18 protein-coding genes, 1 tRNA gene, 2 rRNA genes and 2 pseudogenes are annotated in these 23,375 nt (G+C 61.1%); 8 read left to right on the top strand and 15 right to left on the bottom strand.

Annotation, left to right across the window (positions count from 1 at the left end; genetic code table 11):
- The first annotated feature begins 105 nt into the window (after positions 1-105).
- Positions 106-182, top strand: a tRNA-Met gene (locus BKX96_RS18605).
- A 91-nt stretch (positions 183-273) separates the two neighbouring features.
- Here BKX96_RS18605 and BKX96_RS18600 read toward each other — a convergent pair.
- Positions 274-1,383 carry a DUF2817 domain-containing protein gene (locus BKX96_RS18600; protein ID WP_046818950.1) on the bottom strand — a complete coding sequence of 370 codons (1,110 nt, stop codon included), beginning with the start codon at positions 1,381-1,383 and terminating at the stop codon, positions 274-276.
- A 153-nt stretch (positions 1,384-1,536) separates the two neighbouring features.
- Here BKX96_RS18600 and ggt point away from each other — a divergent pair, with 153 nt between their 5' ends.
- Positions 1,537-3,369: a gamma-glutamyltransferase gene (gene ggt / locus BKX96_RS18595; protein ID WP_077185178.1), complete on the top strand. Its 1,833-nt coding sequence runs from the start codon at positions 1,537-1,539 to the stop codon at positions 3,367-3,369.
- 51 nt (positions 3,370-3,420) lie between these two features.
- On the opposite strand, the gene ddlA is transcribed toward ggt, so the two are convergent.
- The 5 genes and pseudogenes from ddlA to BKX96_RS18575 form a co-directional block, all read right to left on the bottom strand.
- Positions 3,421-4,515: a D-alanine--D-alanine ligase gene (ddlA, locus tag BKX96_RS18590; RefSeq protein WP_077185176.1), complete on the bottom strand. Its 1,095-nt coding sequence runs from the start codon at positions 4,513-4,515 to the stop codon at positions 3,421-3,423.
- A 47-nt stretch (positions 4,516-4,562) separates the two neighbouring features.
- Positions 4,563-5,162: a flavin reductase family protein gene (locus tag BKX96_RS18585; protein WP_077185174.1), complete on the bottom strand. Its 600-nt coding sequence runs from the start codon at positions 5,160-5,162 to the stop codon at positions 4,563-4,565.
- 55 nt (positions 5,163-5,217) lie between these two features.
- Positions 5,218-5,655, bottom strand: a pseudogene (locus tag BKX96_RS33560) (methyl-accepting chemotaxis protein); the annotation flags it as partial.
- A 150-nt stretch (positions 5,656-5,805) separates the two neighbouring features.
- Positions 5,806-6,444 (bottom strand): annotated as a pseudogene (locus tag BKX96_RS33555) (PAS domain-containing protein); the annotation flags it as partial.
- A 216-nt stretch (positions 6,445-6,660) separates the two neighbouring features.
- Positions 6,661-7,974, bottom strand: a complete 1,314-nt coding sequence (locus BKX96_RS18575) for an MFS transporter (protein WP_077185170.1) — start codon at positions 7,972-7,974, stop codon at positions 6,661-6,663.
- Between the two features lie 201 nt (positions 7,975-8,175).
- On the opposite strand from BKX96_RS18575, the gene BKX96_RS18570 reads away from it, so the two are divergent.
- Positions 8,176-9,594, top strand: a complete 1,419-nt coding sequence (locus BKX96_RS18570; RefSeq protein ID WP_046818944.1) for a short-chain fatty acid transporter — start codon at positions 8,176-8,178, stop codon at positions 9,592-9,594.
- A 37-nt stretch (positions 9,595-9,631) separates the two neighbouring features.
- Here the strand turns inward: BKX96_RS18570 and BKX96_RS18565 are convergent, their stop codons facing one another.
- The gene (locus BKX96_RS18565) at positions 9,632-9,808 is read right to left on the bottom strand and encodes a HepT-like ribonuclease domain-containing protein (protein WP_077185167.1); all 177 of its coding nucleotides are present in this window, start codon (positions 9,806-9,808) and stop codon (positions 9,632-9,634) included.
- A gap of 242 nt (positions 9,809-10,050) precedes the next feature.
- Between BKX96_RS18565 and BKX96_RS18555 the strand changes: the two genes are divergently transcribed.
- Entirely contained in the window at positions 10,051-11,223 is a 1,173-nt protein-coding gene (locus BKX96_RS18555) for a hypothetical protein (RefSeq protein ID WP_077185165.1), read from the top strand.
- 59 nt (positions 11,224-11,282) lie between these two features.
- Here BKX96_RS18555 and can read toward each other — a convergent pair whose 3' ends face one another.
- A complete protein-coding gene (can, locus tag BKX96_RS18550) occupies positions 11,283-11,927 on the bottom strand; it encodes a carbonate dehydratase (protein ID WP_046818942.1) in 645 nt (214 codons plus the stop codon).
- 169 nt (positions 11,928-12,096) lie between these two features.
- Here can and BKX96_RS18545 point away from each other — a divergent pair, with 169 nt between their 5' ends.
- Positions 12,097-12,501: a serine kinase/phosphatase gene (locus BKX96_RS18545; RefSeq protein WP_077185163.1), complete on the top strand. Its 405-nt coding sequence runs from the start codon at positions 12,097-12,099 to the stop codon at positions 12,499-12,501.
- Between the two features lie 82 nt (positions 12,502-12,583).
- Here the strand turns inward: BKX96_RS18545 and rimI are convergent, their stop codons facing one another.
- Together rimI and BKX96_RS18535 are read right to left on the bottom strand one after the other, a co-directional pair.
- On the bottom strand, positions 12,584-13,036 hold the full coding sequence (gene rimI, locus BKX96_RS18540; protein ID WP_007978046.1) for a ribosomal protein S18-alanine N-acetyltransferase: 453 nt from the start codon (positions 13,034-13,036) through the stop codon (positions 12,584-12,586).
- On the bottom strand, positions 13,029-13,778 hold the full coding sequence (locus tag BKX96_RS18535; protein ID WP_077185161.1) for an energy transducer TonB: 750 nt from the start codon (positions 13,776-13,778) through the stop codon (positions 13,029-13,031). Before BKX96_RS18535 ends, rimI begins: the two co-directional genes overlap by 8 nt.
- Before the next feature lie 235 nt (positions 13,779-14,013).
- On the opposite strand from BKX96_RS18535, the gene mksB reads away from it, so the two are divergent.
- From mksB to mksF, 3 genes are read left to right on the top strand one after another with little or no spacing between them, the layout of a single operon-like run.
- Positions 14,014-15,291, top strand: a complete 1,278-nt coding sequence (mksB, locus tag BKX96_RS18530) for an Mks condensin complex protein MksB (RefSeq protein ID WP_162488919.1) — start codon at positions 14,014-14,016, stop codon at positions 15,289-15,291.
- Positions 15,281-15,982 carry an Mks condensin complex protein MksE gene (mksE, locus tag BKX96_RS18525; RefSeq protein ID WP_046818938.1) on the top strand — a complete coding sequence of 234 codons (702 nt, stop codon included), beginning with the start codon at positions 15,281-15,283 and terminating at the stop codon, positions 15,980-15,982. The genes mksB and mksE overlap by 11 nt, the downstream gene beginning before the upstream one ends.
- Complete coding sequence (gene mksF / locus BKX96_RS18520) at positions 15,979-18,819, top strand: Mks condensin complex protein MksF (protein ID WP_077185159.1); 2,841 nt, start codon at positions 15,979-15,981, stop codon at positions 18,817-18,819. Before mksE ends, mksF begins: the two co-directional genes overlap by 4 nt.
- A gap of 200 nt (positions 18,820-19,019) precedes the next feature.
- Here the strand turns inward: mksF and BKX96_RS18515 are convergent, their stop codons facing one another.
- From BKX96_RS18515 to BKX96_RS18495, 5 genes are all read right to left on the bottom strand, one after another.
- On the bottom strand, positions 19,020-21,323 hold the full coding sequence (locus BKX96_RS18515; protein ID WP_077185157.1) for a PqiB family protein: 2,304 nt from the start codon (positions 21,321-21,323) through the stop codon (positions 19,020-19,022).
- A complete protein-coding gene (locus BKX96_RS18510) occupies positions 21,316-21,939 on the bottom strand; it encodes a paraquat-inducible protein A (RefSeq protein ID WP_077185155.1) in 624 nt (207 codons plus the stop codon). The genes BKX96_RS18515 and BKX96_RS18510 overlap by 8 nt, the downstream gene beginning before the upstream one ends.
- Positions 21,926-22,585: a paraquat-inducible protein A gene (locus BKX96_RS18505; RefSeq protein ID WP_046818934.1), complete on the bottom strand. Its 660-nt coding sequence runs from the start codon at positions 22,583-22,585 to the stop codon at positions 21,926-21,928. The genes BKX96_RS18510 and BKX96_RS18505 overlap by 14 nt, the downstream gene beginning before the upstream one ends.
- Before the next feature lie 149 nt (positions 22,586-22,734).
- Positions 22,735-22,850: ribosomal RNA gene (gene rrf, locus BKX96_RS18500) — 5S ribosomal RNA — on the bottom strand.
- 156 nt (positions 22,851-23,006) lie between these two features.
- Positions 23,007-23,375 (bottom strand): 23S ribosomal RNA (locus BKX96_RS18495); the annotation flags it as partial.

Raw genomic sequence — 23,375 nt, 5'->3', positions numbered from 1 at the left:
CCCCGACTTTTCGGCTCGGGAAGATAAGCGGTTGAAAGTGTAGAGAAATATTTTAAATTTACGCTTGACGCATCTCCGATACCGGTGAATAATGCGCGCCATCTTGGCTACATAGCTCAGTTGGTTAGAGCATAGCATTCATAATGCTGGGGTCCGGGGTTCAAGTCCCTGTGTAGCCACCAAGTGCTAAAAACGGCTTACCGAAAGGTAGGCCGTTTTTTTATGCCTCAAGAAAATGCACTGCGGTCGAGCCCTTCCCTCAACCGCATCGCCTCAGGCCGCCAGCGTCGGCAAGGCGTTCAACGCCCGCTCCCAGATTTGCCAGGTGCGCAACCAGACCATGGCCTGCCAATCGCTGTCGGCGGGATAGAACTGTTCAAGCAGGTTCAACTTGATCTCTCGCCCTACGCCATCGTGGACATCACCGTGCAGATGCAGCCAATGGTCATCGCGCAAATGCCGATGCACGTCCGGTCCCGGATAAGTCCCGCACTCGATGACAAAGGGCATCAACCGTACCTGCGGCAGCGCATCGATCAAGGCTTGCGAGGTGTAGCCGGTGGCCGTCGCCGCCACGCCGGTTTCGCTCAGGGTATCGGCACCGGTGTGCAGGGTGTAGAGCCACGGGCCATAGATCGCCTGGGCATCGGCCAACGCCGGGTACGGCGCCTGGGTGATCGTCAGCAACATCGGATGACCGTACTCCCCGGCACCGGTGTGCAAGTCGAAACACAGCGCAACGTCCGCATGGGCCACGTGTCTTTGCACAATCTGCTGCAAGGTGCGGTTCGACCAGCTGGGGCCCACTCCGCCGTAGAACAATCCATCCGCATGCGCATGCTGGCCACCTTCGACAACCGACATGACCGCGGGCCAGCCATGCAGGCGGATCTGCTCGTCGAGCAAGGCATCGACGCGGTCACGCTCGGGCCCGCGCAACTGGCTGCAGGCATAGATCTCATGCAGCGCGTCATAAGCCTGGTTGTCCGGTAATGCACCGGCGAAATCCAGGTGATTGCGATTGAGGTCGATGTTGTCTTCGTTGACCCGGCGCAGCCACGCCATGCCCCAGGGATTGATCGCATGAATCATCACCACCGCGACATCGGCCGGCAACGAGCGCTTGCCGAGTTCCTGCAGCCACTTTATCTGGCAACCCGAGCCATAGAAGCCCTCTACCCCGTGAGTGCCACTCAGCGTGATCAGCAGGCGTTTGGCGCCAGGATCACCAAGCACCGCCACATCGGTGGCCAGGGCTTCGCCTGAGGGTCCCTTGAGTGGATGGAGGTACTCGCTCAGCGTCGCGCCGGCCGCGGTTGCCGCCGCCAGGAATTGTTCGCGCTGGGAACGGTAGCTCGGCTGGGTTGGAAACTCGCTCTGCATGTCTGCCTCTTGTAGGTCTTCTGGCCTGATCGCTGGCAACGACCCTACCGAAATTCCGTCGATTGATGAAGGGCAACCGCGCCTTCTTGTTTGCGTCACTACAAGGTCGCCGATACAGTCGCCGGTACATTTATCCAACGGACGGAGTGCCCCATGTTCTCAGCCTCCCACACGAGTCGCATTCGCCTGCCAGCCCTCGCGCTGATCTTTACCGCGCTGACCCTTGGCGCCTGCCACAACGCGTCGGCACCGACGCTGCCGGCCGCACCGGAAAGCGCCTCCGGATATCGCACCGACCTGCAGACCCGACACGCCTCCAGGCACATGGCGGCCGCCGCCAACCCCTTGGCGGCCGAAGCCGGTCGGGAGATGCTGCGACGGGGCGGTTCGGCCATCGATGCCGCAATTGCGATGCAAGCGGTACTGACGCTCGTCGAGCCGCAGTCTTCAGGCATTGGTGGTGGCGCGTTGATCGTGCTCTGGGATGGCCAGTCGGTGCGCACTTACGACGGGCGTGAAACCGCCCCGGCCGGCGCCACCGAGAGGCTATTCCTGCAGGCCGATGGCCAACCGATGACGTTTACCCAGGCAGTGATTGGCGGGCGCTCAGTGGGGACCCCGGGGGTATTGCGAGCCCTGGAACTGGCCCATCAAAAACACGGTCGCCTGCCGTGGGCGCAGCTCTTCGAACCCGCCATCGAGCTCGCGGAAAAAGGCTTTGTCATCTCGCCCCGCCTGCATCGGCTGATCGCCGCGGATTCGTCTCTGAGGCGCTCTGCTGAGATGTCAGCATATTTCCTCAATGCCGATGGCAGCCCGAAAGCCAGCGGCACGCTGTTGAAAAATCCGCCCCTGGCCGCGGTGTTGCGACGCATTGCCAGGGAAGGACCGGATGCCTTGTACAAAGGGCCCGTTGCGCAAGAGATCGTGGCCAAGGTCCAGGGCCACGCCAACCCTGGCAGCCTGTCGCTGAGCGACCTGGCCAACTACAGCGCCAAGGAACGCGCGCCCTTGTGTACCGACTACAAGCGCTGGCAAGTCTGTGGCATGCCGCCACCGTCGTCGGGCGGGATCGCCATGGCGCAGATCCTCGGCACCCTGCAAGCGCTGGAGACGCGCGATAAGCGCTGGGCCCTGGCGCCGATGCAACCGGTGAAAACCGGCACCACTGCCGGCTTCGAACCGACCGCCGAGGCCGTGCACCTGATCAGCGAGGCCGAGCGCCTGGCCTATGCCGATCGTGCGCAGTACGTGGCCGACTCGGACTTCGTCCCGGTGCCCGTCAAGGGCCTGGTTGACCCGGCCTACCTGGCCAGCCGGGCTGCGCTGGTCGGCGAGCGCAGCATGGGCACGGCGAAACCCGGTACGCCACCGGGCATCCAGGTCGCCTACGCGCCAGACCGCTCGCCCCTGCGAATTTCCACCTCACAAGTGGTGGCGGTCGATGACGAAGGCGGTGCGGTGTCCATGACCACCACCATCGAATCCGCGTTCGGCTCGCACCTGATGGTCCAGGGTTTCCTGCTCAACAACGAAATGACCGACTTCTCGTTCATTCCCGAAGAGAACGGACGGAAAGTCGCCAACCGCGTCGAACCCGGCAAGCGTCCGCGCTCCTCCATGGCCCCCACGCTGATCTTCGATCGCCACAGCGGTGAATTCCTCGCCAGCATCGGATCGCCCGGTGGTTCGCAGATCATCGAGTACGTGGCCAAATCCACCATCGGCCTGCTCGACTGGCAACTCGATCCGCAGGCGGCGATCAACCTGCCCAACTTCGGCAGTCGAAATGGCCCGACCGAACTGGAAACCGGGCAGTTCAGCGCGACGCTGATCCAGGCACTCAAGGACAAGGGCCACACCGTCAATGAAATCGACATGACCAGCGGCACCCAGGCGATCGTCCGGGTCAAGGATGCACAGGGGAAGGCGTCGCTGGCCGGTGGCGCCGATCCTCGGCGTGAAGGGGAAGCCTTGGGGGATTGAGTCGCCTGCTGCGGGAAAGGGCCTGCCTGGGTGCAGGCAGGCCCTGCCCACTCAACGACTGATTTTCAACGCCTGCCGAGCCTGGTGTTTCGCCAGGGCCAGGTCTATCAGGCGCGTGACCAGTTCGCTGTAGCTCATGCCGGCGGCCTGCCACAGCTTCGGGTACATGCTGATCCGGGTGAACCCCGGCAGCGAATTGATCTCGTTGATCAGCACTTCGCCGCTCTCGGTCAAGAACACATCGACCCGCGCCAGCCCGGAGCAGCCCAGCACCTGGAACGCCTCAACGGCCATGGCGCGAATGCGCTCGCTGGCTTCGACGCTGATCTGGGCCGGAACCACCACCTGCGCGGCCTTTTCGTCGATGTACTTGCTGTCGTAAGAGTAAAATCCGCTGTGCACCACGATCTCGCCACAACCGCTGGCGATGGCCTCTTCGTTGCCCAGTACCGCGCATTCGATCTCACGTCCCTTGACCGCCGACTCGATCAGCACCTTTTCATCGAAGCCCAATGCCAGCTCGACCGCCGCCACGTATTCGGCTTCGTCGGCCACCTTGCTCACACCGACGGAAGAACCCTGGTTGGCCGGCTTGACGAACAGCGGCAGGCCGAGCTTGCCGCTGACCTCGGCGAAACCCGTGCGCGCGGCGCTGGCGCGGGTCAGGGTGACAAACGGCGTGACGGCCAGGCCGGCATCGCGCAACAGGCGCTTGCTGATGTCCTTGTCCATGCAGACCGCCGAACCGAGCACATCGGAACCGACAAACGGCAAGTCGGCCATGCGCAGCAGGCCCTGCAGGCAACCGTCTTCGCCCAGGGTGCCGTGCACGATCGGGAAAATCACATCGACATGGCCCAGCAGCTCGGGCCCGGTGGTTTCCACCAGTTGCTGGCGGGCCTTGCCCGGAACCACGGCCAATTCGCGATTGGATTGATTAAGCGCGATCAGGGCCGGGTTCTCCTGGTTCAGCAGGAAATTCGAGGGATCGTTGAGGTGCCAGTGGCCTTGCTTGTCGATGCCGATCAGTACTGGCTCGAAGCGTGAGCGATCCAGTGCATCGACAATGTTCTTTGCCGACTGCAGCGACACCTCGTGCTCGGCCGAACGACCGCCAAAAATAACGCCCACACGCAGTTTACTCATTGCCTGACCTCATGATGGATGTGCATGCAACCCGGATAGCCGCCACGTTACGGCTGCAAGGTCTTGCCGTCCAGCGGCTCGCCAATGGTCAGGAAATGCCCACCAGCGACGTGGTGCAAGGTGCGCAACGCGTCCTGGCCCTCGAAATGCCAGCGACCGTCGCTGAACACGCGCTCGTCGGCCTGGGCGGCAATCACTTCGGCCAGGAACAGATCGTATTGCTGATGATTGTCGGGTTCCGGCAACAGCCGGCATTCCAGCCAGGCGACACAGCCGTCGAGCATCGGCGCATCGATCAACTCAGCGTCGAAGGTCGGCAGGCCATAGACCTGGAACTTGTCGCGCCCCTGATCCCGGGTCAGTTCCAGGCCAGAGGTCGAGCCGACGGTCTGCACGATATCGGCCTGGGCTGCACAGGGAACGTTCAGCACGAAGGTGGCCGAGGCTTCCAGCAGCTGACGGGTCCAGGTGGACTTGTCCAGGACCACGGCGATTTTTGGCGGCTCGAAATCCAGCGGCATCGCCCAGGCTGCCGCCATGATATTGCGCTGTCCACCATGGGCCGCGCTGACCAGTACGGTCGGGCCGTGATTGAGCAGGCGATAGGCCTTGGGCAACGGGACCGGACGGCGATGGGAAGCACTCATGGGTGTCTGCTCCTGGGGAAAAGAGCCGATTGTAGCCGGATAGAAACCCCTACACTCAGGTTGCCAACTGATTGGCAAACTGCCCCACTGCATTGACCACTTTCTGCGCCCCGTCCTGGATCTCGACGATCACCGAGCCCGCTTCCGCCGCCAGCGCCAGGCCTTGTTCCGCCTGGAGCTTGCCGTCGGCCATCAGGGCCACGGCGTTACGGGCCATGTCCTGGTTTTGCCGCACCACCAGGACAATTTCGTCGGTGGCCTGGCTGGTGCGCGAAGCCAGTTGCCGAACCTCGTCCGCCACCACCGCGAACCCCCTGCCCTGCTCACCGGCACGGGCCGCTTCGATCGCCGCGTTGAGCGCCAGCAGGTTGGTTTGTTCGGCAATCCCGCTGATCGTCTTGACGATGCTGCCGATCACCAGCGATTGCTCATTCAAGGCCTCGATGCCATCGCCAGCGGTTTGCATGTGTTTGGCCAGGTCGCGCATCACATCCACCGCCTGAGTCACCACGGCGTTGCCGCGCTGGGCGCTTTGATCGGTTTGCTGCGAGGTGCTGTAGGCAATGTTGGCCGCTTCCGACACCGCCTGCTCCTGATTGACCTGATCGGTGATCACCGTGGCGAATTTCACCACTTTGTAGAGTTTGTTGTTGGCATCGGTCACGGGGTTGTAGGACGCCTCCAGCCAGACTGTACGACCATGGCTGTCGACGCGCTTGAAACGGTCGGCCACGTACTCGCCTGCGTTCAGACGGCGCCAGAAGTTCTGGTACTCGGCGCTGTTGTACTCCTCCGGCAAGCAAAAGGTGCGGTGATGTTTGCCTTTGATCTGCGCCAGGCTGTAGCCCATGCCGCTGAGAAAGCGGTCGTTGGCGGCCAGCACGTTGCCGCTCAGGTCGAATTCGATCACCGCCGTCGAGCGCACCAGCGCACCAATCAGGTTTTCATGTTCGCGGGAGGCCTCGATGGTGCGGGTCAGGTCGCTGGAAAACATCGAGATATGTTTGATCCGGCCGTCTGCCGTGCGCACGGGCTGCACGATCGAACGTAACCAGGCTTCCTGGCCAGTGCCGCGCAACAGGCGCACGGCCCCGGCAAAGTGCTCGCCACGGCTGAGCGCGGCCTTGAAACGCAGCTGGAATTCGTCGTTTTTCAGGTGATCCGGAACGATCTCCTCAATGTGCCGGCCGATCAGCTCGTTGCTCTTGTAATGCATCTCGCTGAGGAAGTTCTGGTTGACCGATTGCACCCGCCCATCGATATCGAGGGTCAGCACCAGCATCTCGCTTTCCAGGCTTTCCTTGACTTGCTGAAGGCTGGAGAGTTCTTCGCGAAGAGCCGACAGCTCTTGCTTCAAGCGTTTATTGAACATGAGGGTGCACCGATGGGCTGGGTTAGAAAGCGACTTGCAGCCTAGCCATCGGCCTTGCGGGAGTTTTCTGAAGAGCGCGCGAGGATTGTCCTACAAAAATAAACTCGCCGCGCCCCCCCCTGCCTGTCACGCCGCACCGGCAGCCGGGCAACTGGCGATTCTCGGCATCCGCGTGCCGAAATATGCCGCACTGCCCACGCCCACCGCGCCCATCACCGCGCTGAAGATCACACAGATCCAAGGGCTCCACGGCATCAGGCCGATCAACAGCAAGGGCGTGATGCTCGCCCAGGCGGCGTAGGCAATGTTGTAGGTGAAGGAAATGCCCGAGACGCGAATCCGTGCCGGGAACAGGCTGACCATCACCGACGGCACGGCGCCCACCACCCCGCAACTCAGCCCCGCCACCGCGTAAGCCAGGCCGACCCAGCTGCCGCCGCTGATCAGGCAGGCATAGAGCACGCCGATGCCCAGCGGCAGCAACAGGCTGTAGAGCATGACGGTGCGCCAGGCACCAATGCGGTCGACCAGCAAACCGGCGAGCACGCAGCCGATGTTCAGGAACACGATGCCCAGTGCGCTCAGGGCGAAGGTGTGGCTGGCGGTCATGCCGAAGGTTTTCTGCATCATGGTCGGGGTGATGACCACGAACACCACCACCGCCGACGTCAGCACGCAGGTGAGAATCATCGCTGGCAGCAGGGCCAGGCGATGTTCGCGCAGGACTGCCCGCAGCGGCATCTCGACGGCCGCCTCGCGCCGCGCCTGCATGGCCATGAACACCGGGGTTTCGCTGAGCCAGCGCCGCAGCCAGACGCCAATCACGCCAAACACCCCGCCCAGCAGGAACGGATAACGCCAGGCGTAATCGAGGATTTCGGCCGGGGTGAAGGCCTGCGCCAGGAACGTTGCCGTCAGGGCACCGAGTAAATAACCGAAGGTCAGCCCCGCCTGCAGGAAGCCCAGGGCGTAGCCGCGATGGCCAACCGGCGCGTGCTCGGCCACGAACACCCAGGCACTCGGCACTTCGCCACCCACCGCCGCGCCCTGGAGCACGCGCAGGGCCAACAGCAGCAGCGGCGCGAAATAGCCGATCTGCGCGTAGGTCGGCATGATCCCGATCAGCAGGCACGGCAGCGCCATCATCAGGATGCTCAGGCTGAACACCTTCTTGCGGCCCAGGCTATCGGCGAAATGCGCCATCAGGATCCCACCCAGGGGCCGCGCCAGGTACCCGGTGACGAAAATGCCGAAGCTTTGCAGCAGCCGCAGCCACTCGGGCATTTCCGGCGGAAAAAACAGCTGGCTCAGGGTCAGGGCGAAAAATACGAAGATGATGAAGTCGTAGATTTCCAGCGCGCCGCCGAGGGCCGCGAGCCCCAGGGTCTTGTAGTCCGAGCGGCTGAACGGCAGCGGACGTGGATCGGTATTGGCAGTCATGAAAAGAACTCTGGCACAGGCAAAAACCAAGGCGCTCATGGTCTACGCAAACGCGCCTTCGGACAACCCGTTAGACCAAAGTCCCATAGGCGCAAAAACTGCGCCGCAAAATACATGCGCATGAATTAATGTTGGCGTCTGTCCAGAAGGGCCCCTGTTGCCCCGAAGACCACAACAAACATAAAAATCCGAGGTAGTCCCGTGGCCGCTGATATCGAAGATACCCGCTCCGCCCGCTTTGCCCTGCGCTGTTCAAGTTTTGCCGAACGCTGGTTCCCCGACTCCTGGGTATTTGCCGCCCTGGCGGTAATCATCGTCACCGTGGCCACCCTGTTCATGGGCGCCAAGCCGACCGACGCGGCCATGGCCTTTGGTGACGGCTTCTGGAGCCTGATCCCGTTCACCATGCAAATGGCGTTCGTGGTGATCGGCGGTTATGTGGTGGCCAGTTCGCCACCGGCGGTAAAGCTGATCGACCGCCTGGCGAAGCTGCCGAAAAACGGTCGCTCCGCCGTGGCCTGGGTAGCGTTGATCTCCATGGTCGCGTCGCTGCTCAACTGGGGTCTGTCGCTGGTGTTCGGCGGTCTGCTGGTGCGTGCGCTTGCCCGCCGTACAGACCTGAAGATGGACTACCGCGCCGCAGGGGCGGCGGCGTATCTGGGACTGGGCGCGGTGTGGGCCCTGGGCCTGTCTTCGTCTGCTGCGCAGTTGCAGGCCAACCCGGCCAGCCTGCCGCCGTCGATCCTGTCGATTACCGGGGTGATTCCTTTCACTCAAACGATCTTTCTCTGGCAATCGGGCGTCATGTTGCTGGCCTTGATCGTCATCTCGCTGATCATCGCCTACGCCACCGCGCCCGGCCCGAACACGGCGCGAGACGCCAAGGCCTGTGGCGTCGACCCGAGCTTCAACCTGCCACCACTGCAGCCGCGTACACGTCCCGGCGAATGGCTGGAACACAGCCCGTTGCTGACGATTCTGCTGGTGCTGCTGGCGGCTGGATGGTTGTTCCATGAGTTTTCCACCAAGCCTGCGATCAGTGCGATCTCCGGCCTGAACACCTACAACTTCCTGTTCATCATGCTCGGCGCGCTCCTGCACTGGCGCCCACGCAGCTTCCTCGACGCGGTGTCCCGTGCGGTGCCGACCACCACCGGCGTGCTGATCCAGTTCCCGCTGTACGGCTCGATCGCCGCACTGATGACCACGGTCAAGGGCGCCGACGCACAGACCCTGGCCCACCACATCTCGACCTTCTTCGTCAGCATTGCCTCCCACGACACCTATGCCCTGCTGATGGGCGTGTACTCGGCGATCCTGGGGTTCTTCATTCCGTCCGGCGGCGGCAAGTGGATCATCGAAGCGCCGTATGTGATGCAAGTGGCCAACGACCTGAACTACCACCTGGGCTGGGCCGTGCAGATCTACAACGCCGCCGAAGCCCTGCCCAACCTGATCAACCCGTTCTACATGCTGCCACTGCTGGGCGTGCTGGGATTGAAAGCGCGGGACCTGATTGGATTCTCCTTCGTGCAACTGCTGGTGCACACACCGCTGGTGCTGCTGTTGCTGTGGGCATTGGGGACGACGCTGGCGTACACGCCGCCGGTGATGCCGTAACACTTGAATGACTGCACCTGCAGCAAGGCAGGTGCAGTCAGGATTGGCCGGCGGGTAGAGCTTTCAGCAAATCAGGTAATGCTGCTTGCACGGTTTCCCGCACCACCTCAAGGTTGATATCAAAATAACCATGGGCTATTCGGTTGCGCATAGCTCGCATACTGGGCCATGGCACTTGCGGATTTGCCAGGGTGAATTGCGCGTAGCGATCCATGATGTTGGTTGCCCCTTGTTGGGGACCCGGGGGTTGGACGTCCTGAAGCGGCCTACAGCCTCCCGAACGGCCGCTCGTTGCAAATCAAGCGCGGCAGAGGGCTTCATGATTCACCTTTGAGGAGTGCAATATTGGCCGGTCTAGCAGTGCCCGGGAGTGACAAACACTGCGTGACTGACGCTACGTTTGCTACACCGTATGTATGGCCCGTCCAAGGCCCCAACGCTGAAAAGGATCTGAGCATGCTGAAACTCGCAGGCCTAACCCTCGCGGCCCTCACCCTGAGTACCGCTGCCTACGCCGATGTCGCCCTGAAACTGGGCAGTACCGAACGCGTTACCCGCCTCTTCGCCTACCCCAACAACTGCAACGTGATCTGCTTTCGCAACTGGACACTGGAGCAGACCGTCGAGCATTACCTGAACCAAAGCGTGCAGCGCGATGGCTATGGCGAGGCGAAGGTGCTGGTGAAAACCGATAACGGTCAACTGCATGCCGAAATCACGGGGGTTCCCAATGGCTATGAAAAGCCCTTGGCGGCACTGCTCGACGCCGGCGACCTGGCGTACAACGGCGCCAGCAAACTGAACGCCGACGGCAAGTGGGGCTATAGCTGGCATTTTTTCCTGCCGTTGGGCATGGCGCTGGAGAACCGCAGAAGCGTCGAACTGCTGCACTTTCCGCCTGACTATTCGCTGACCCAAGCCCAGGACTACCTGAAATCGGCCACCTCGGATCGCTGGGCCACGCTGCTGACCATCAATGGCATCCCGGCCGAGCAGACGCCGGGCTACCAGACGATCATCGATATCGCCCCGATTGCCGCGCCGTCGAACGCCGGCAAGGACCTGGCGGGCGTCTACGACTACTTCACGGACTACCAGACCGCCATGGTCAAACAGGTCACCCGGCACGCCAGCGGCATGGCCTTGCCCATGGTTGCCTTCGGGGTACCGGTGCGTAACTGGGTCAAGCAGCAATACGGGCCCACCATCAACGTCTTGAGCCTGGTGACGATCAGCCCGGTCGATGGGGTAAAGGTGCCGGTGTTGGGCGCCAACCATCCGAGCTACATCTGGCACGTCGCCGATCCGGCCAGCTACATAGGTAAAGATGCCCAGACCCAGGCCGATACCGCGGGCCTGAAAACCATGGCCCAGGATTTGAGTGTCGCGTGCTGGCAGGCCGCCATGGGCCGTGAACCGGACAGCAATCCTGACGTCGAGCTGAAAAGCTGCACCCAGACCTGGCAAGTGGCCCAGGCCGATAAAACCTGTGAGCTGTTCTACTCCTCGATCCGCAAGCTGACGTCCGCACAAGCCGTGGGCAAATGTGCAAGCGCATCGATCAAGCCCCAGCTCAAACTGCTCAAGGCGCCAGCGCCAGCCCCGGCGATACCCGCGCCGCCGCTGTAAACCGATGAACGGCGGTCGCCGACGCCGGTGTTTTGCAACACCGGCGTCGGCGCAGGGCTTTATTTTGTCTCGACCGGACGCAACCGGTACTGCGGCGGCAATTGCTCGAAACCGCTGATGGTGGTGTTCAGGCTCTTCCAGCGACCGTCCTTGATGCCATAGATGCAGCCGTGGATCGACAGGCTCTGCCCGCGATGCCAGGCATTTTGCACAATGCTGGTATGGGCGACGTTGGCCACCTGCTGGATCACGTTGAGCTCACAGAGGCGGTCGACCTGCTCCTCTTCGGTGGCCAGCTTGGCCAGCTCTTCACGTTTCTCGTAATAGAGATCGCGAATCGAACGCAGCCAACCGTCGATCAGGCCGAACTGGCGATCCTGCATCGAGGCGCGCACACCGCCACAACCATAGTGACCGGTCACGAGGATGTGCTTGACCTTGAGCACGTCCACCGCGTACTGGATCACCGACAGGCAGTTGAGGTCTGTGTGCAGCACCACGTTGGCCACGTTACGGTGCACGAACAGGTCGCCCGGCAGCATGCCGACGATCTCGTTGGCCGGCACCCGCGCATCGGAGCAGCCGATCCACAGGTACTCTGGGGTTTGTTGACGAGCCAGCTTGGCGAAGAAGTCAGGATCTTCTTTGGTGATCGCGTCGGCCCAGCGCTCGTTGTTATCAATCAGATCTTGTAATTCGTTCATGCAATGAAGCCTCGGTAATGGTGCGCTGCTTTGACAGACAACCGCCCGTCGGGGTCACGCGCGTTATGCAGTTGCCACGCTGATACCTGCCTTTGGCGCTCCATGCCGGTTGAATTCTCTGCAACCCAGTGGGTCCACCCTAGTAAGGCTAACAGTATGAGGAATTGCCATGACTGATTCACGACGTCCGTACGATGCGGTGCAACCGGAACCCATCGATGATAACGAAGACCGCATGGGCTCGGTACATGAACTGGATTTTGATGCGGACGAACCCAGCGCAAAAATCGGCGATGAATTGCCGCAAAGGGAACGCGAGAAGCTGATGCCTGACGAGCGCGTGCGTGAGGCCGGCATGACGGGCGCATCGACCGATGACCATGAGCCCACCGACGACGACATGAGCCCGGAAACGCTGATTCGTGAAGACGGTGCCCGGGATGCCCAGGAAGCTGGTGACGGTGATCAGGCCGATTGGGACTTGAGCATTGTCGATGAAGACGACATTGGCGGTGGCAATGGACTGGATGAAGCGGAGATGGCGCAGCGTGATCCGCTGGATAAAAAGCGTTGATCTCCAGCGCCTGGAATCCTGGAATATTGCCTTCGCGAGCAGGCTCGCTCCCATAATGGAGGAGTAAGCCAGCTCGCGATGTTCAATCGACCAGGGTGCAGGCCATGACTACCGCGTCTTCGCGCCCGCCCACTGCCGGGTAGTAATCCCGTCGCCGGCCGATCTCATTGAAGCCATAACGCTCATACAACTTGAACGCCGCGGTATTACTGTCGCGCACTTCCAGGAAGCATTCCCGGGCGTCGGCCTTATAGGCAATCGACATCAAATGCTCAAGCAACGTCAAACCCAGGCCTCGGCCCTGGTTTTCCGGCTTGACGGTGATGTTGAGCAGATGCGCCTCGTCAAGAATGATCTGCACCACTCCATGGCCCACCTGCTGCTGACCTTCGAACATCAGCCAGATCTGGTACTTGCCCAGGCCATCGAGAAAGATCCCGCGGGTCCAAGGGTGGCTGTAGGCCGCGTATTCGATCTTCAGAACAGTTTCCAGGTCCGCCTCGGTCATCGGGCGGAACGATACAGCGTCACTCATTCGATTCATTCCAGCGCGCCATCAGCCGACGCATGGCTTGCCACACGGCGGCCTTGCGCTGTGGCTCTTCCATTAACAATTCCAGGCCCGGTATTGCCCAGGCCGAGCCCAGACCTTCGATCTGCAGTTCGCGGTTGAACGCATCGGCGTCAGCCTCACCGGCAAATCGCACGGCGGGCAGACCGATCAGCCAGAGGCAGGCACATGGCGCCTCTTCCATGCGCACCGAAAGGAAACCTTGCACGAAATCACGGGCCGCATCCGGTCCCTGGTCCATGGTCCCGCGCACCAGCAGCGGCCAGCGTACCGGCTCACCGACGATCTGTGGGCTGTCCGGCAGACCGGCGGCACGCAGCATGTCCTTGAGCAGCAGATAAGCGGGGTCGCGGGCCTGGAACGATTCACCTGTGGGTAACTCCACCAGCAGCAGGCAGCGGCCGGCGCGCAGCAGTTGCAGGGCAAAGCGCGGTGGCGGCACCGGCGCGACCCTGGCGACGACCGGCACCTCCTCGGCCGCCGGTGTAGCGCCGTTGCGCGTGCTCGCCAGCGATGGCCGCGGCACCTCGATTTTCACCCGTTCGGCTGGCTTCACCGCAGGCGTAGCGAGCGTGGTGGGCGCTTCGACCACCGGCACCGGTGCCACGGACGCAACGACCAGCGCCTCGGGTGGCTCCAGCAGCTCGGGCCGCGAAGGAGCGGCAAAGGGCAATTCGGTGCGCGGCAGCCAATTGACCACCTGCATGGCGTTCAAATAAGCGCGACGACGGGACTCGATAAGCAAAGGTCGGCCACTTGTGGATAACTAAAGTGCGCCGATTCTACCGCCCTTCGCTGAAGATCGCCCGCTTTGATCAATTGACTTCACCGATAGTGTTTCCACCTATGAAAAAAGGTAACAGCCCGTCCCGCAAGTGATTCGATACGCCCTCGATGCAGTACAATCGCCGCTTTTAATCGCCAACCAGCTGGCCATTCCGATGATCGAACCCAAGCGCGTCTTGCGCGCCCTCGCTGAACACTGGGCACTTCTGGAGCCTCTGTGTGAGCATTTCGACCAAGGCACACTGAGCCTCAACGAATTGCGCACGCAACTGGCCGCCCAGCAACTCGACAGTACGCCGCAGGACATCACCAGCCTGCTGGATGTGTGGATTCGCCTCGATATCCTGGTTCCTGTGGCGAAAAGCCCGAACCGATTCGAGCTCAACGCGCAAATTCACGACTTCCTCGCCTACCTGCGCCGTGAACACCGTTTGGGCCTGTGCCTGGAAATCGAAGCCTACCTGCGCCATCTCGAGCGCCTGGCAGGCTATATCCAGGACGCCTTCGACATCCGCGACGGCAACGACCTGGCCCGCCAGCTACGCCTGCTCGACATGCGGGTTCGCGATGTACTGAAAAAACTCGATAACGACGAACAGGCACTGGTGGCCGTCGCCGAAAGGGCGAAAACCAGCGACCGACAGATTCCCTTGCGCCAGCGTTACGCCGAGGTGCTGGCGACCTGGGACGAATACGTCGAGCCGATGATCGATCTGGTGAACGCCGACGGCGCCTTCGAGCAAGGCGTGCGCAAGGTCGAAACGGTACTGTTGAAGATGCTCTCCGAGCAGCAACGCCTCGGCCATCTGGTCGACGACGACATGCTGCTGCGCACCCACGCGCGCATCCTCGAAATGCAGACCAGCGCGCAGTTGACCCTGCGTCACGCGCGCGAACTGCTGTTGCCGCTGCGCGAAGAAGCCCGTCGCCACAACGCCGTCACCCGTGGCGCGGCACTGGCGTTGGCGGCCATCCGTCGCAAAGGCATCGATGCCGTACCCCAGGCGGCGATGCCTTTGTTCACGCGGCCGCAGAGCACCTTCCTCGGCAGCGCCAGTCAGGTCGAGGCCTACGTCTATGCCCTGGCCCGCTTCGAACCGAAACCGGCGCGCTTCCCCAAGGCCCACAAGACTCAGAAGGGCGAAGCGCCGCGCGCGCCCCGCACGGTTCGCGAAATGCTCGAACGCTGCGAAGACGCCCTGCCGATGCCGGACCTGATGACCTGGCTGCTGGAGCAGGAGCCGGACGGTGCCACCGACGAATTGCTGTACTGGTTCTCGCGCCTGTCCCGGGAAAAACGCTTCAAGCGCGAGCGCCTGGAACGACGCGATTACCACACACATGAGCATCAGGTCAGCCTGCGCTCCTTCGCCCTGCTCTCGATCGGTGATGACGCCGTCGAGAATTCTGCGAGCACCCCTTATGCATCTTGATCTTTCCGAACTGTCCCAGCTGGCACCGATCTTTCGCGAGCTGTTCAAGGGCTACCACGTCAGCCGCCGCGATCCGGAGCTGTACGCACAGTTGTCGAACTTCCAGGACCAGTACCGCACGCTGTTCAAGGCCCTGGGCTTTGAACTGGTTTGCGACACCCGTGGTTTCTACTACTTCGTGCCGGACGGGGCCGCCGCGGCGGTGAACAAGACCGCCCAGCGCCTGGCGCTGTTCACCTTCATCCTCGTCGAGCACCTGGCTGACCAGGGCCGCGATCCGATCGCCGTGCTCGACGGTGGCAGCCTCGGACGCGATGAACTGCCATCGCTGTTGGAAAAGTACCGCGACCTGTTCATCCAGGCCGAAGTGCAGACCCAGGACGAGCTGGAAGAAAAGATCATGCGGCGCATGACCCAGCTCGGCTTCGCCGGCGAAGAAAACGGCGTATACCGCTTCCTGCCGCCGATGCACCGCTTCCTCGATGTGTGCCTGTCGGTGCAGCAGGACCGTGACCTGGCGGCCAGCCTGCACAGTGTATTGCCGCTGCCGGTCCCGGTGCTGATCGACGAAGACAGCGACGAAAAACTGCTGCAGACCGACGACCCGCTTGACCTCGCCGAATTTGTAGACGAAAGCGAAGAAGACGCCCTGGCCCGCGCCATTGCCGAAGAACAGGAGCTCGACGCATGAGCAAGGAACGCTACGGCATCCGCCGCTTTGCCCTTTTGAACACCGCCGGCTACAGCCTCGGCCTGTTTCCGCTGGAAGAGCCACTGTCAGTCTACGGCGCGAACAACCTCGGTAAATCCGCTTCGATCAACGCGTTGCAGTTCCCGATCCTGGCGCGCATGTCGGACATGAGCTTCGGCAAGTACAGCCTGGAGCAGTCCCGGCGCTTTTACTTCGCCTCCGACACCAGCTACATCCTGGTAGAGGTGAACCTGCCCCACGGTCCTCACGTGATCGGCGTGGTCGGGCGCGGCCCGGGTGGCGGCTTCGGTCACCAGTTCTTCGCCTATGCCGGCCAACTGGACCTGGCGCACTACCAGAAAAACGACACCTGCCTGCGCCAGAAAGAACTGTTCAGCAACCTTGAGCGCGAAGGCCTGAAAGCCTACGAACTCAAGCCCGATGAACTGCGGCGCCTGCTGGTCGGTGGCCACACCTCGATCCCGCTAGACCTCACGCTGATCCCGCTGCGCTCCACCAGCGAACAGAGCCTGAAGACCTTCCGCGCCCTGTTCATCAACCTGCTGCACATGCGTGAAATCACCGCGGCCAAGCTCAAGCAACTGTTCCTCGATGCCTTCGAGCACAGCTTGCGCTCCGGTAGCGTCGATTATATCGCCGCGTGCGAAGAAGCCTTCCGTGATGTACGACGCATGGAACAGGACTACAACTCGCTGGTGGCCGCCGGCCCATTGGTCGAAGCCCTGGCCAACGGCGTGAAACAGCGCGACATCCTGCGCGGCAAGCTGCACCGGATCTCACCGTTGCTCGACTCCTTGCTGGGCACCTGGTCGGACTACGCCAGTGCGCGCAAGGAAGAGCTGACCATTCAGGCCGAGCACTACCGCAACGAGCAGGACGCCCTGCAGAACGATCAACGTGGCGGCACCCAGGAACTGATGCGTCTGGAGCGGGAAATCACCGGCATCCAACGCTGGCTCGGCGAGCTGTCGATGCTCAAGCATCGCTTCGCGCTGATCGATGACGTCAAGGTGCTGGAGCAACAACTGCTGGCCGCCAAGGACGCCCACGACGAACTGGCCGGTGCGCTGGCACAGTCCCGACAGTTCAGCGCCGAAGACCTCGAAGAGCGTCTGCGCGATCTGGAAAAACGCCTGAAGTCGGTCAAGCAGCAACTCGATCACGCCGACAACAACAGCTACGCCCGCCTGCGTGAAGAGTTCTCGCAACAGGACGTCGAACGCCTGATGCGCTTGTTCAACAGTGCGCTATTCAGCCTGCCATTGGGCGAACACGGCATCACCCTCGACGAGAACGGCGACTGGGTGAAGTCCGTGGAGCTGATCCTCGACGGCTTCAAAGGCGAACGCTTCGAAGTGCCGGGCCTTTCCATCGACATCTCGCACATCGAACCACCGGCGTTGCAGGCCCTGGCTGACCGCGCCGCGCTGCGCGACCAGAAAGAGCGCCTGGACAAAGAACTCAAGCAACTGAAAACCCAGCAAGCCGTGGCCGCCGACCGCGCGGCGAGCAAGACCCAGACCGAAGCGCTGTACCAGCAAGTGCTGGATGCGCAGAAAGCCCTGGAAGATTTCCGTCGCGCGCAAACCCTGACCGCCGAGGAAGGCGACAAGCTCGAACAGCTGGCGCAGATGGAAGCCGCACAAGACGAATTGAAGCGCTCCAGCGATGCCTTCACCGAACGTGTCCAGCAACTGTCGGCGAAGCTGCAATTGGTCGGCCGCCAGATCGGTGACATGGAAGCCAAGCAACGCACCCTCGACGACGCTCTGCGCCGCCGTCAGTTGTTGCCGGCGGATCTGCCATTCGGCACGCCGTTCATGGATCCGGTCGACGATTCGATGGATAACCTCCTGCCGCTGTTCAACGACTATCAGGACAGCTGGCAGGGCCTGCTGCGCGCCGATGGCCAAATCGAGGCGCTGTACGCCCAGGTGCGTCTCAAGGGCGTCGCCAAGTTCGACAGCGAAGACGATATGGAGCGTCGTCTGTCACTGCTGATCAACGCTTATGCGCACCGTACCGACGAAGCCCTGACCCTGGGCAAGGCCCGTCGTGCGGCGGTGACCGACATCGCCCGGACCCTGCGCAACATCCGCAGCGACTACGACAGCCTCGAGCACCAGCTGGCGCTGTTCAACCGCGAGATCAACAAGCGCCAGGTGTCCAACCTGCAAAGCTTCCGTATCGTGCTGGCGCCGAACAAGGAAGCACTCAAGCACATCGATCAGATCATCCACAGCGCCGGCCAGTACGAAGAGGGCGAGACCCTGTCGGTCTTCGACCTCAGCCAGAGCGCCGAGCAGGACAACAAGAACGAAGAGGCCAAGGAATACCTGGCGCGGCTGGTGGCGGCAAACCACAACCAGCTCGGCCTCAAGGACTTGTTCGAACTGGCGTTCGAGATCACCAAGGTCAACGGTCAACCGGTTATCCACACCGACATCGACGGCGCGGCCTCGAACGGCACCACCATGACCATCAAGGCGCTGACCAACATGTATTTGTTGCTGCACTTGATGGACCGCGACCTGGCCGGGCGTGTGCGCTTGCCGTACTACCTCGACGAGGCAGCGGATATCGACGAGAAGAACCAGGCGGCGCTGCTGGAGACCAGTCTGCAACTGGGCTTCGTGCCTATCCTGGCGAGTGTGAAACCGCAGGTCTGCGCCAGTGTCGCCATCGACCTGGAAGGTGGCAGCGGCCCGGCTGGCATCTATATCGACGAAGAGGACTGGAAGTACATCCGCCGTCACGAATCGGTGAAGACGCCTGTGAATGTTGAAGCGGATCAGCCGGAGCTGGATGCGGTTTGAGTTGACCCGCTAGATACGAAAAAGGCCGCGATCCAATGGATAGCGGCCTTTTTTGTGGGGCTTTCAGTGCTCTTAGGGCCCCTTCGTCGGAACGCCGCGCGGAGCAAGCCCGCTCCCACAATGGATTTATGTACACCGGTCCATTGTGGGAGCGGGCTTGCCCGCGAAGGCGTCATCACAGACGCCTGATCAGCTCAGGGTTATTTACCGAGCGGAATCTTCGGCGCCCAGGTCAGCCATTCTTCTTCGAACTTGTCGAACAGCGCAAACGTCTGCTCTGGCCGTGCCGGGCTGCCCATGCGCTCACCGTCTGGCGTAGCGAAGGCCACACCGCCCTGGATCATGGTTTCCAGCGACTCGGTGCGCACCGTCGCCCCTCGGAACAGACCAACATCAAAATCAAAACCGCTGGTGTTCCAGAAGCGCGTGCCGCTGCGCACCAATGGCGCGTACTTCGGCTCGATCAGGATGCGGATCAGCACACGATCGGCTGTCTGGCCCAGCTCGTAACCCGTGACCTTGCCCACGGTGATTTCGCGATACGTCACCGGTACCCCAGCCTTCAGCGAACCACGGCGAGGGGCGCTCAATACCAGGCTCAAACCGGTTTCCTGCCTGGCCGCTTCCGGCGGACTGGCCAGCGCCACGAAGTTTTTCTGCGGCCCCAGATTCTTCGCTGCCGGTTGCACCTCGATGTATTGCCCGGTCACCAGCGTTTCCAGGTTCGAGGTCTTGATCAACCCGAGCTCCGGCTTGACCACCCAGAACTGACTGCCGACGCGAGCGATGCGCTCCGGGACTTCATCGATCCGGGCGGTCAGCAGGACCGACTGCAGATCGTCACTCAGGTCAACGTCTTCGATCTTGCCGACATCCAGGCCCTTGAAGCGGACCGGTGTGCCGGCGCGCAGGCCATCGGCACGGTCGACCTTGATCGTGATCACCGTGCCTTTCTGGTTGGCTTGCTCATGGTTGGCGAACAGGCGGAAGCGCGGGATGCGCTTCTGCAATGGCGCATTGGCCTCCGGTGTTTCAAAGGCGATGCCACCGGCCATCAGGCTTTGCAGCGATTCGCTCTTGACCTGGATCCCGCCGGTCAGCCCGCCCGTCAGCGTGATGCCGCTGGCATTCCAGAAGCGCGTCGAGGCGTTGACCAGATCTTCGTATTCCTTCTCGATATGGACGCCAATCACCAGCTGTTTCTTTTTGCGCGAAAACTGATAACTCTGTACCGAGCCCACCTTGACCTGCTTGTAGAGAATCGGGCTTCCCACTTCCAGCGAGCCGAGGTTATCGGTGAACAACACCAGGTGCAGGCCCGGTGAACGCAGATCCAGCGGCGGCGCCTTCGGCCGAGCGACAAACTCGCGTTGCGGCGCGGCGCCTTTGTCCCCCGGACGCACGGCAATGTAGTTACCCTTGACCAATGCTTCAAGACCGGTAATGCCCGCCAGGGAGATCGACGGCTTGACCACCCAGAACTGGGTGCCATCGACCAGGTAATCCTCGGCGAGCGGGTCAAGCGTCAACTCGGCGCTGGCACCAGACAAATCGGCATCGACCTTGAGCGCCTTGAGGGTGCCGACCTGAATGCCTTTGTACATCACCGGCGTGCGGCCAGCCTGCAAGCCTTCGAAGTCGGTCAGCTTGACCTTGACCTTGATCCCGGCGGCAGCGGCGTCGAAGTCTTCATACAGACGGAACGGCAGGCTCGGATCGGTCGGCGGGCTGTCCTTGCGGTTTTCAGGCGTTGCAAACGCAATACCGCCAGCGACAATACTGGCCAAGGACTCACTGCGTACTTTCACACCGGACAGGTTGGCATCGATGCTGATGCCGCTGGCGTTCCAGAAGCGTGTATGTTTGCGCACCAGCTTGGCGTAGGTCGGCTCGATGAAGACCTTGAGTTCAACCGTACTCTGATCTTCGGAAAGCACGTAGCTCTTGATCTGCCCGACCTTGATCTGCTTGTAGAACACCGGGCTGCCACGGTTCAGCGAGCCCAGGCGATCGGCCTTGATCGTCAGGTGCAGGCCTGGCTGGGCGTCGGATAGCGGCGGCTCCTCGGCCAGGGCCTTGAACTTGCGGGTAGGCTCACCCTCTCCCGGACTGATCGCAACATAGTTGCCCGAGACCAGCGTCTCCAGCCCGGTGATACCGGCCAGCGTCACGCTCGGCTTGACCAGCCAGAAGCGCGTGCTGGTGCGCAGGTATTGCTCTACGTCCTTGTTCATCTCGACGCTCGCGATCACCCCTTTGGAGCTGCCTTCATCATCAAGCTTGAGGGTCTTCACCTTGCCGACCGACATGCCTTTGTAGACGACTTCAGTCTTGTTGGCCTGGATGCCTTCACCGCTTTCGAAACGTACCTGAATCTCGATGCCGGTTTCGTTGTAGGCACGCCAGCCAAGCCAGCCGCCAATGATCAAGGCGATCAGGGGCAATATCCAGATGGCGGACCAGTTCGAGGCCGGTCGGGTTTTCGCTACAGGCAAATCAGTCATGGTCGTCGTCCGACTCCGTGTTATCCCAAATCAGTCGGGGATCGAAAGTTACTGCGGCAAGCATCGTCAGAATCACCACGCTGGCGAACGCGATGGCGCCAAGATTGGCCTCGATGGTGGCTAGCCGTCCAAAATTCACGAGCGCCACCAGGATGGCGATCACAAAGATATCGAGCATCGACCAGCGGCCGATGAACTCGATAAAGCGGTACATCCATATTCGCTGGCGAGCAGAGAGTGGCTGGTGGCGCTGCACGGAAAACAGCAACAGTGCGATACCCACCAGCTTGAACGTGGGCACCATGATGCTGGCGATAAACACCACCGCAGCGATAGGAATCATGCCGTGCTGAACCAACTCGATCACCCCGGACATGATGGTGCTCGGATCCCCCTTGCCCAGGGAACTCACGGTCATGATCGGCAGCAGATTGGCCGGTATGTAAAGAATGGCGGCGGTGATCAGCAACGCCCAGGTCCGCGCCACACTGTTCGGACGGCGGGCATGCACCAGCGCGCCGCAGCGAGTGCAGATCTGTTCGTCGGTATCAGCTTCCTGCTTGTTCAATTCATGGCATTCCGCGCAAATCAGAATGCCAGCATCAATCGCCCGCATGGGCATCCTCTCCTGATAAAGCCTGCCAGATCTGGTGAGGAGACATCACGACCTCCAGCCAGACCTGAACCAACAACAATCCAATGAAGCACGCCAGGCCCAGGCCGATGGTCATTGCTGCCATATCTGCCAGCTTGACGATCGCAACCAGTACGCCCATGAGGTAAACCTCGAGCATCCCCCAGTCCCGCAAATGATGGTAAATCCTGTAGAGCAGCAAGCCATAGCTGCGTCCGATGTCAAAACGGATACTCAGCAACACGATCAGTTGGCACAGCAACTTGAGCAGCGGAATCGCCATGCTGCACAGGAACACAATGACTGAAACGCTTTGCATGCCTGTATCGAAAAGCGCGACAACCCCGCTCCAGACAGTGTCTTGCGACGATTGCCCAAGCAGATTGAGTTGCATGATGGGTAAAAAGTTCGCCGGGATATACAGCAGCAGTGCTGCAATCACCAGGGCGAGACTACGCTGAACAACGTTGTATCGATGGGCATAGAGCTCGTATCCACATCGCGGGCACAGGGCTTTCTCGCCATGGTCAAGCTCGGGCTTGCGCATCAGCAAGTCGCACTCGTGGCATGCCACCAAATCGTTCAGCGGTAATTCTGACAGCCTTGAGGCGTCAACCGGATCTGGCATATAACGCTCTGACTCCGAAAAAGTTGGCTCTATTCTAGTGCCCCGAATCAAAAATAACTGTGCCAATTTGTGCGCGAGTCATCGAGATTTTCCTACAGGCAAAAACAAAACCCCTATCTGCATGCGCAGATAGGGGTTTTGGAATTTAATCTTGACGATGACCTACTCTCACATGGGGAAACCCCACACTACCATCGGCGATGCATCGTTTCACTTCTGAGTTCGGGATGGGATCAGGTGGTTCCAACGCTCTATGGTCGTCAAGAAATTCGGGTACTGAGTCGTGGCCGGTTGGCCTCGCTTCAGCAAATTGGGTATGTGACAGCTTGGTGTTTTGTGAGCATCTCGAACTTTCGGTTCGTTTCGTCTTCACACACCGCAATCTGGTCTCTCTCGAGTTCGCAAATTGCTTGGGTGTTATATGGTCAAGCCTCACGGGCAATTAGTATTGGTTAGCTCAACGCCTCACAGCGCTTACACACCCAACCTATCAACGTCGTAGTCTTCGACGGCCCTTCAGGGGACTCAAGGTCCCAGTGAGATCTCATCTTGAGGCTAGTTTCCCGCTTAGATGCTTTCAGCGGTTATCTATTCCGAACATAGCTACCCGGCAATGCCACTGGCGTGACAACCGGAACACCAGAGGTTCGTCCACTCCGGTCCTCTCGTACTAGGAGCAGCCCCTCTCAAATCTCAAACGTCCACGGCAGATAGGGACCGAACTGTCTCACGACGTTCTAAACCCAGCTCGCGTACCACTTTAAATGGCGAACAGCCATACCCTTGGGAC

The sequence above is a fragment of the Pseudomonas putida genome, from assembly GCF_001976065.1.
Classification (GTDB): domain Bacteria; phylum Pseudomonadota; class Gammaproteobacteria; order Pseudomonadales; family Pseudomonadaceae; genus Aquipseudomonas; species Aquipseudomonas serbica.
This window is presented reverse-complemented; position numbering and strand designations above follow the sequence as displayed.

Coding starts and splice junctions, on each gene's coding strand:
- can (WP_046818942.1), bottom strand. CDS start 11,927: ATGAACGAATTACAAGATCTGATTGATAACAACGAGCGCTGGGCCGAC.
- mksB (WP_162488919.1), top strand. CDS start 14,014: ATGATCGAACCCAAGCGCGTCTTGCGCGCCCTCGCTGAACACTGGGCA.
- BKX96_RS18505 (WP_046818934.1), bottom strand. CDS start 22,585: ATGCCAGATCCGGTTGACGCCTCAAGGCTGTCAGAATTACCGCTGAAC.
- mksE (WP_046818938.1), top strand. CDS start 15,281: ATGCATCTTGATCTTTCCGAACTGTCCCAGCTGGCACCGATCTTTCGC.
- ddlA (WP_077185176.1), bottom strand. CDS start 4,515: ATGAGTAAACTGCGTGTGGGCGTTATTTTTGGCGGTCGTTCGGCCGAG.
- rimI (WP_007978046.1), bottom strand. CDS start 13,036: ATGAGTGACGCTGTATCGTTCCGCCCGATGACCGAGGCGGACCTGGAA.
- BKX96_RS18575 (WP_077185170.1), bottom strand. CDS start 7,974: ATGACTGCCAATACCGATCCACGTCCGCTGCCGTTCAGCCGCTCGGAC.
- BKX96_RS18545 (WP_077185163.1), top strand. CDS start 12,097: ATGACTGATTCACGACGTCCGTACGATGCGGTGCAACCGGAACCCATC.
- BKX96_RS18535 (WP_077185161.1), bottom strand. CDS start 13,778: ATGCAGGTGGTCAATTGGCTGCCGCGCACCGAATTGCCCTTTGCCGCT.
- BKX96_RS18515 (WP_077185157.1), bottom strand. CDS start 21,323: ATGACTGATTTGCCTGTAGCGAAAACCCGACCGGCCTCGAACTGGTCC.
- BKX96_RS18585 (WP_077185174.1), bottom strand. CDS start 5,162: ATGAGTGCTTCCCATCGCCGTCCGGTCCCGTTGCCCAAGGCCTATCGC.
- ggt (WP_077185178.1), top strand. CDS start 1,537: ATGTTCTCAGCCTCCCACACGAGTCGCATTCGCCTGCCAGCCCTCGCG.
- BKX96_RS18555 (WP_077185165.1), top strand. CDS start 10,051: ATGCTGAAACTCGCAGGCCTAACCCTCGCGGCCCTCACCCTGAGTACC.
- mksF (WP_077185159.1), top strand. CDS start 15,979: ATGAGCAAGGAACGCTACGGCATCCGCCGCTTTGCCCTTTTGAACACC.
- BKX96_RS18600 (WP_046818950.1), bottom strand. CDS start 1,383: ATGCAGAGCGAGTTTCCAACCCAGCCGAGCTACCGTTCCCAGCGCGAA.
- BKX96_RS18510 (WP_077185155.1), bottom strand. CDS start 21,939: ATGCGGGCGATTGATGCTGGCATTCTGATTTGCGCGGAATGCCATGAA.
- BKX96_RS18565 (WP_077185167.1), bottom strand. CDS start 9,808: ATGGATCGCTACGCGCAATTCACCCTGGCAAATCCGCAAGTGCCATGG.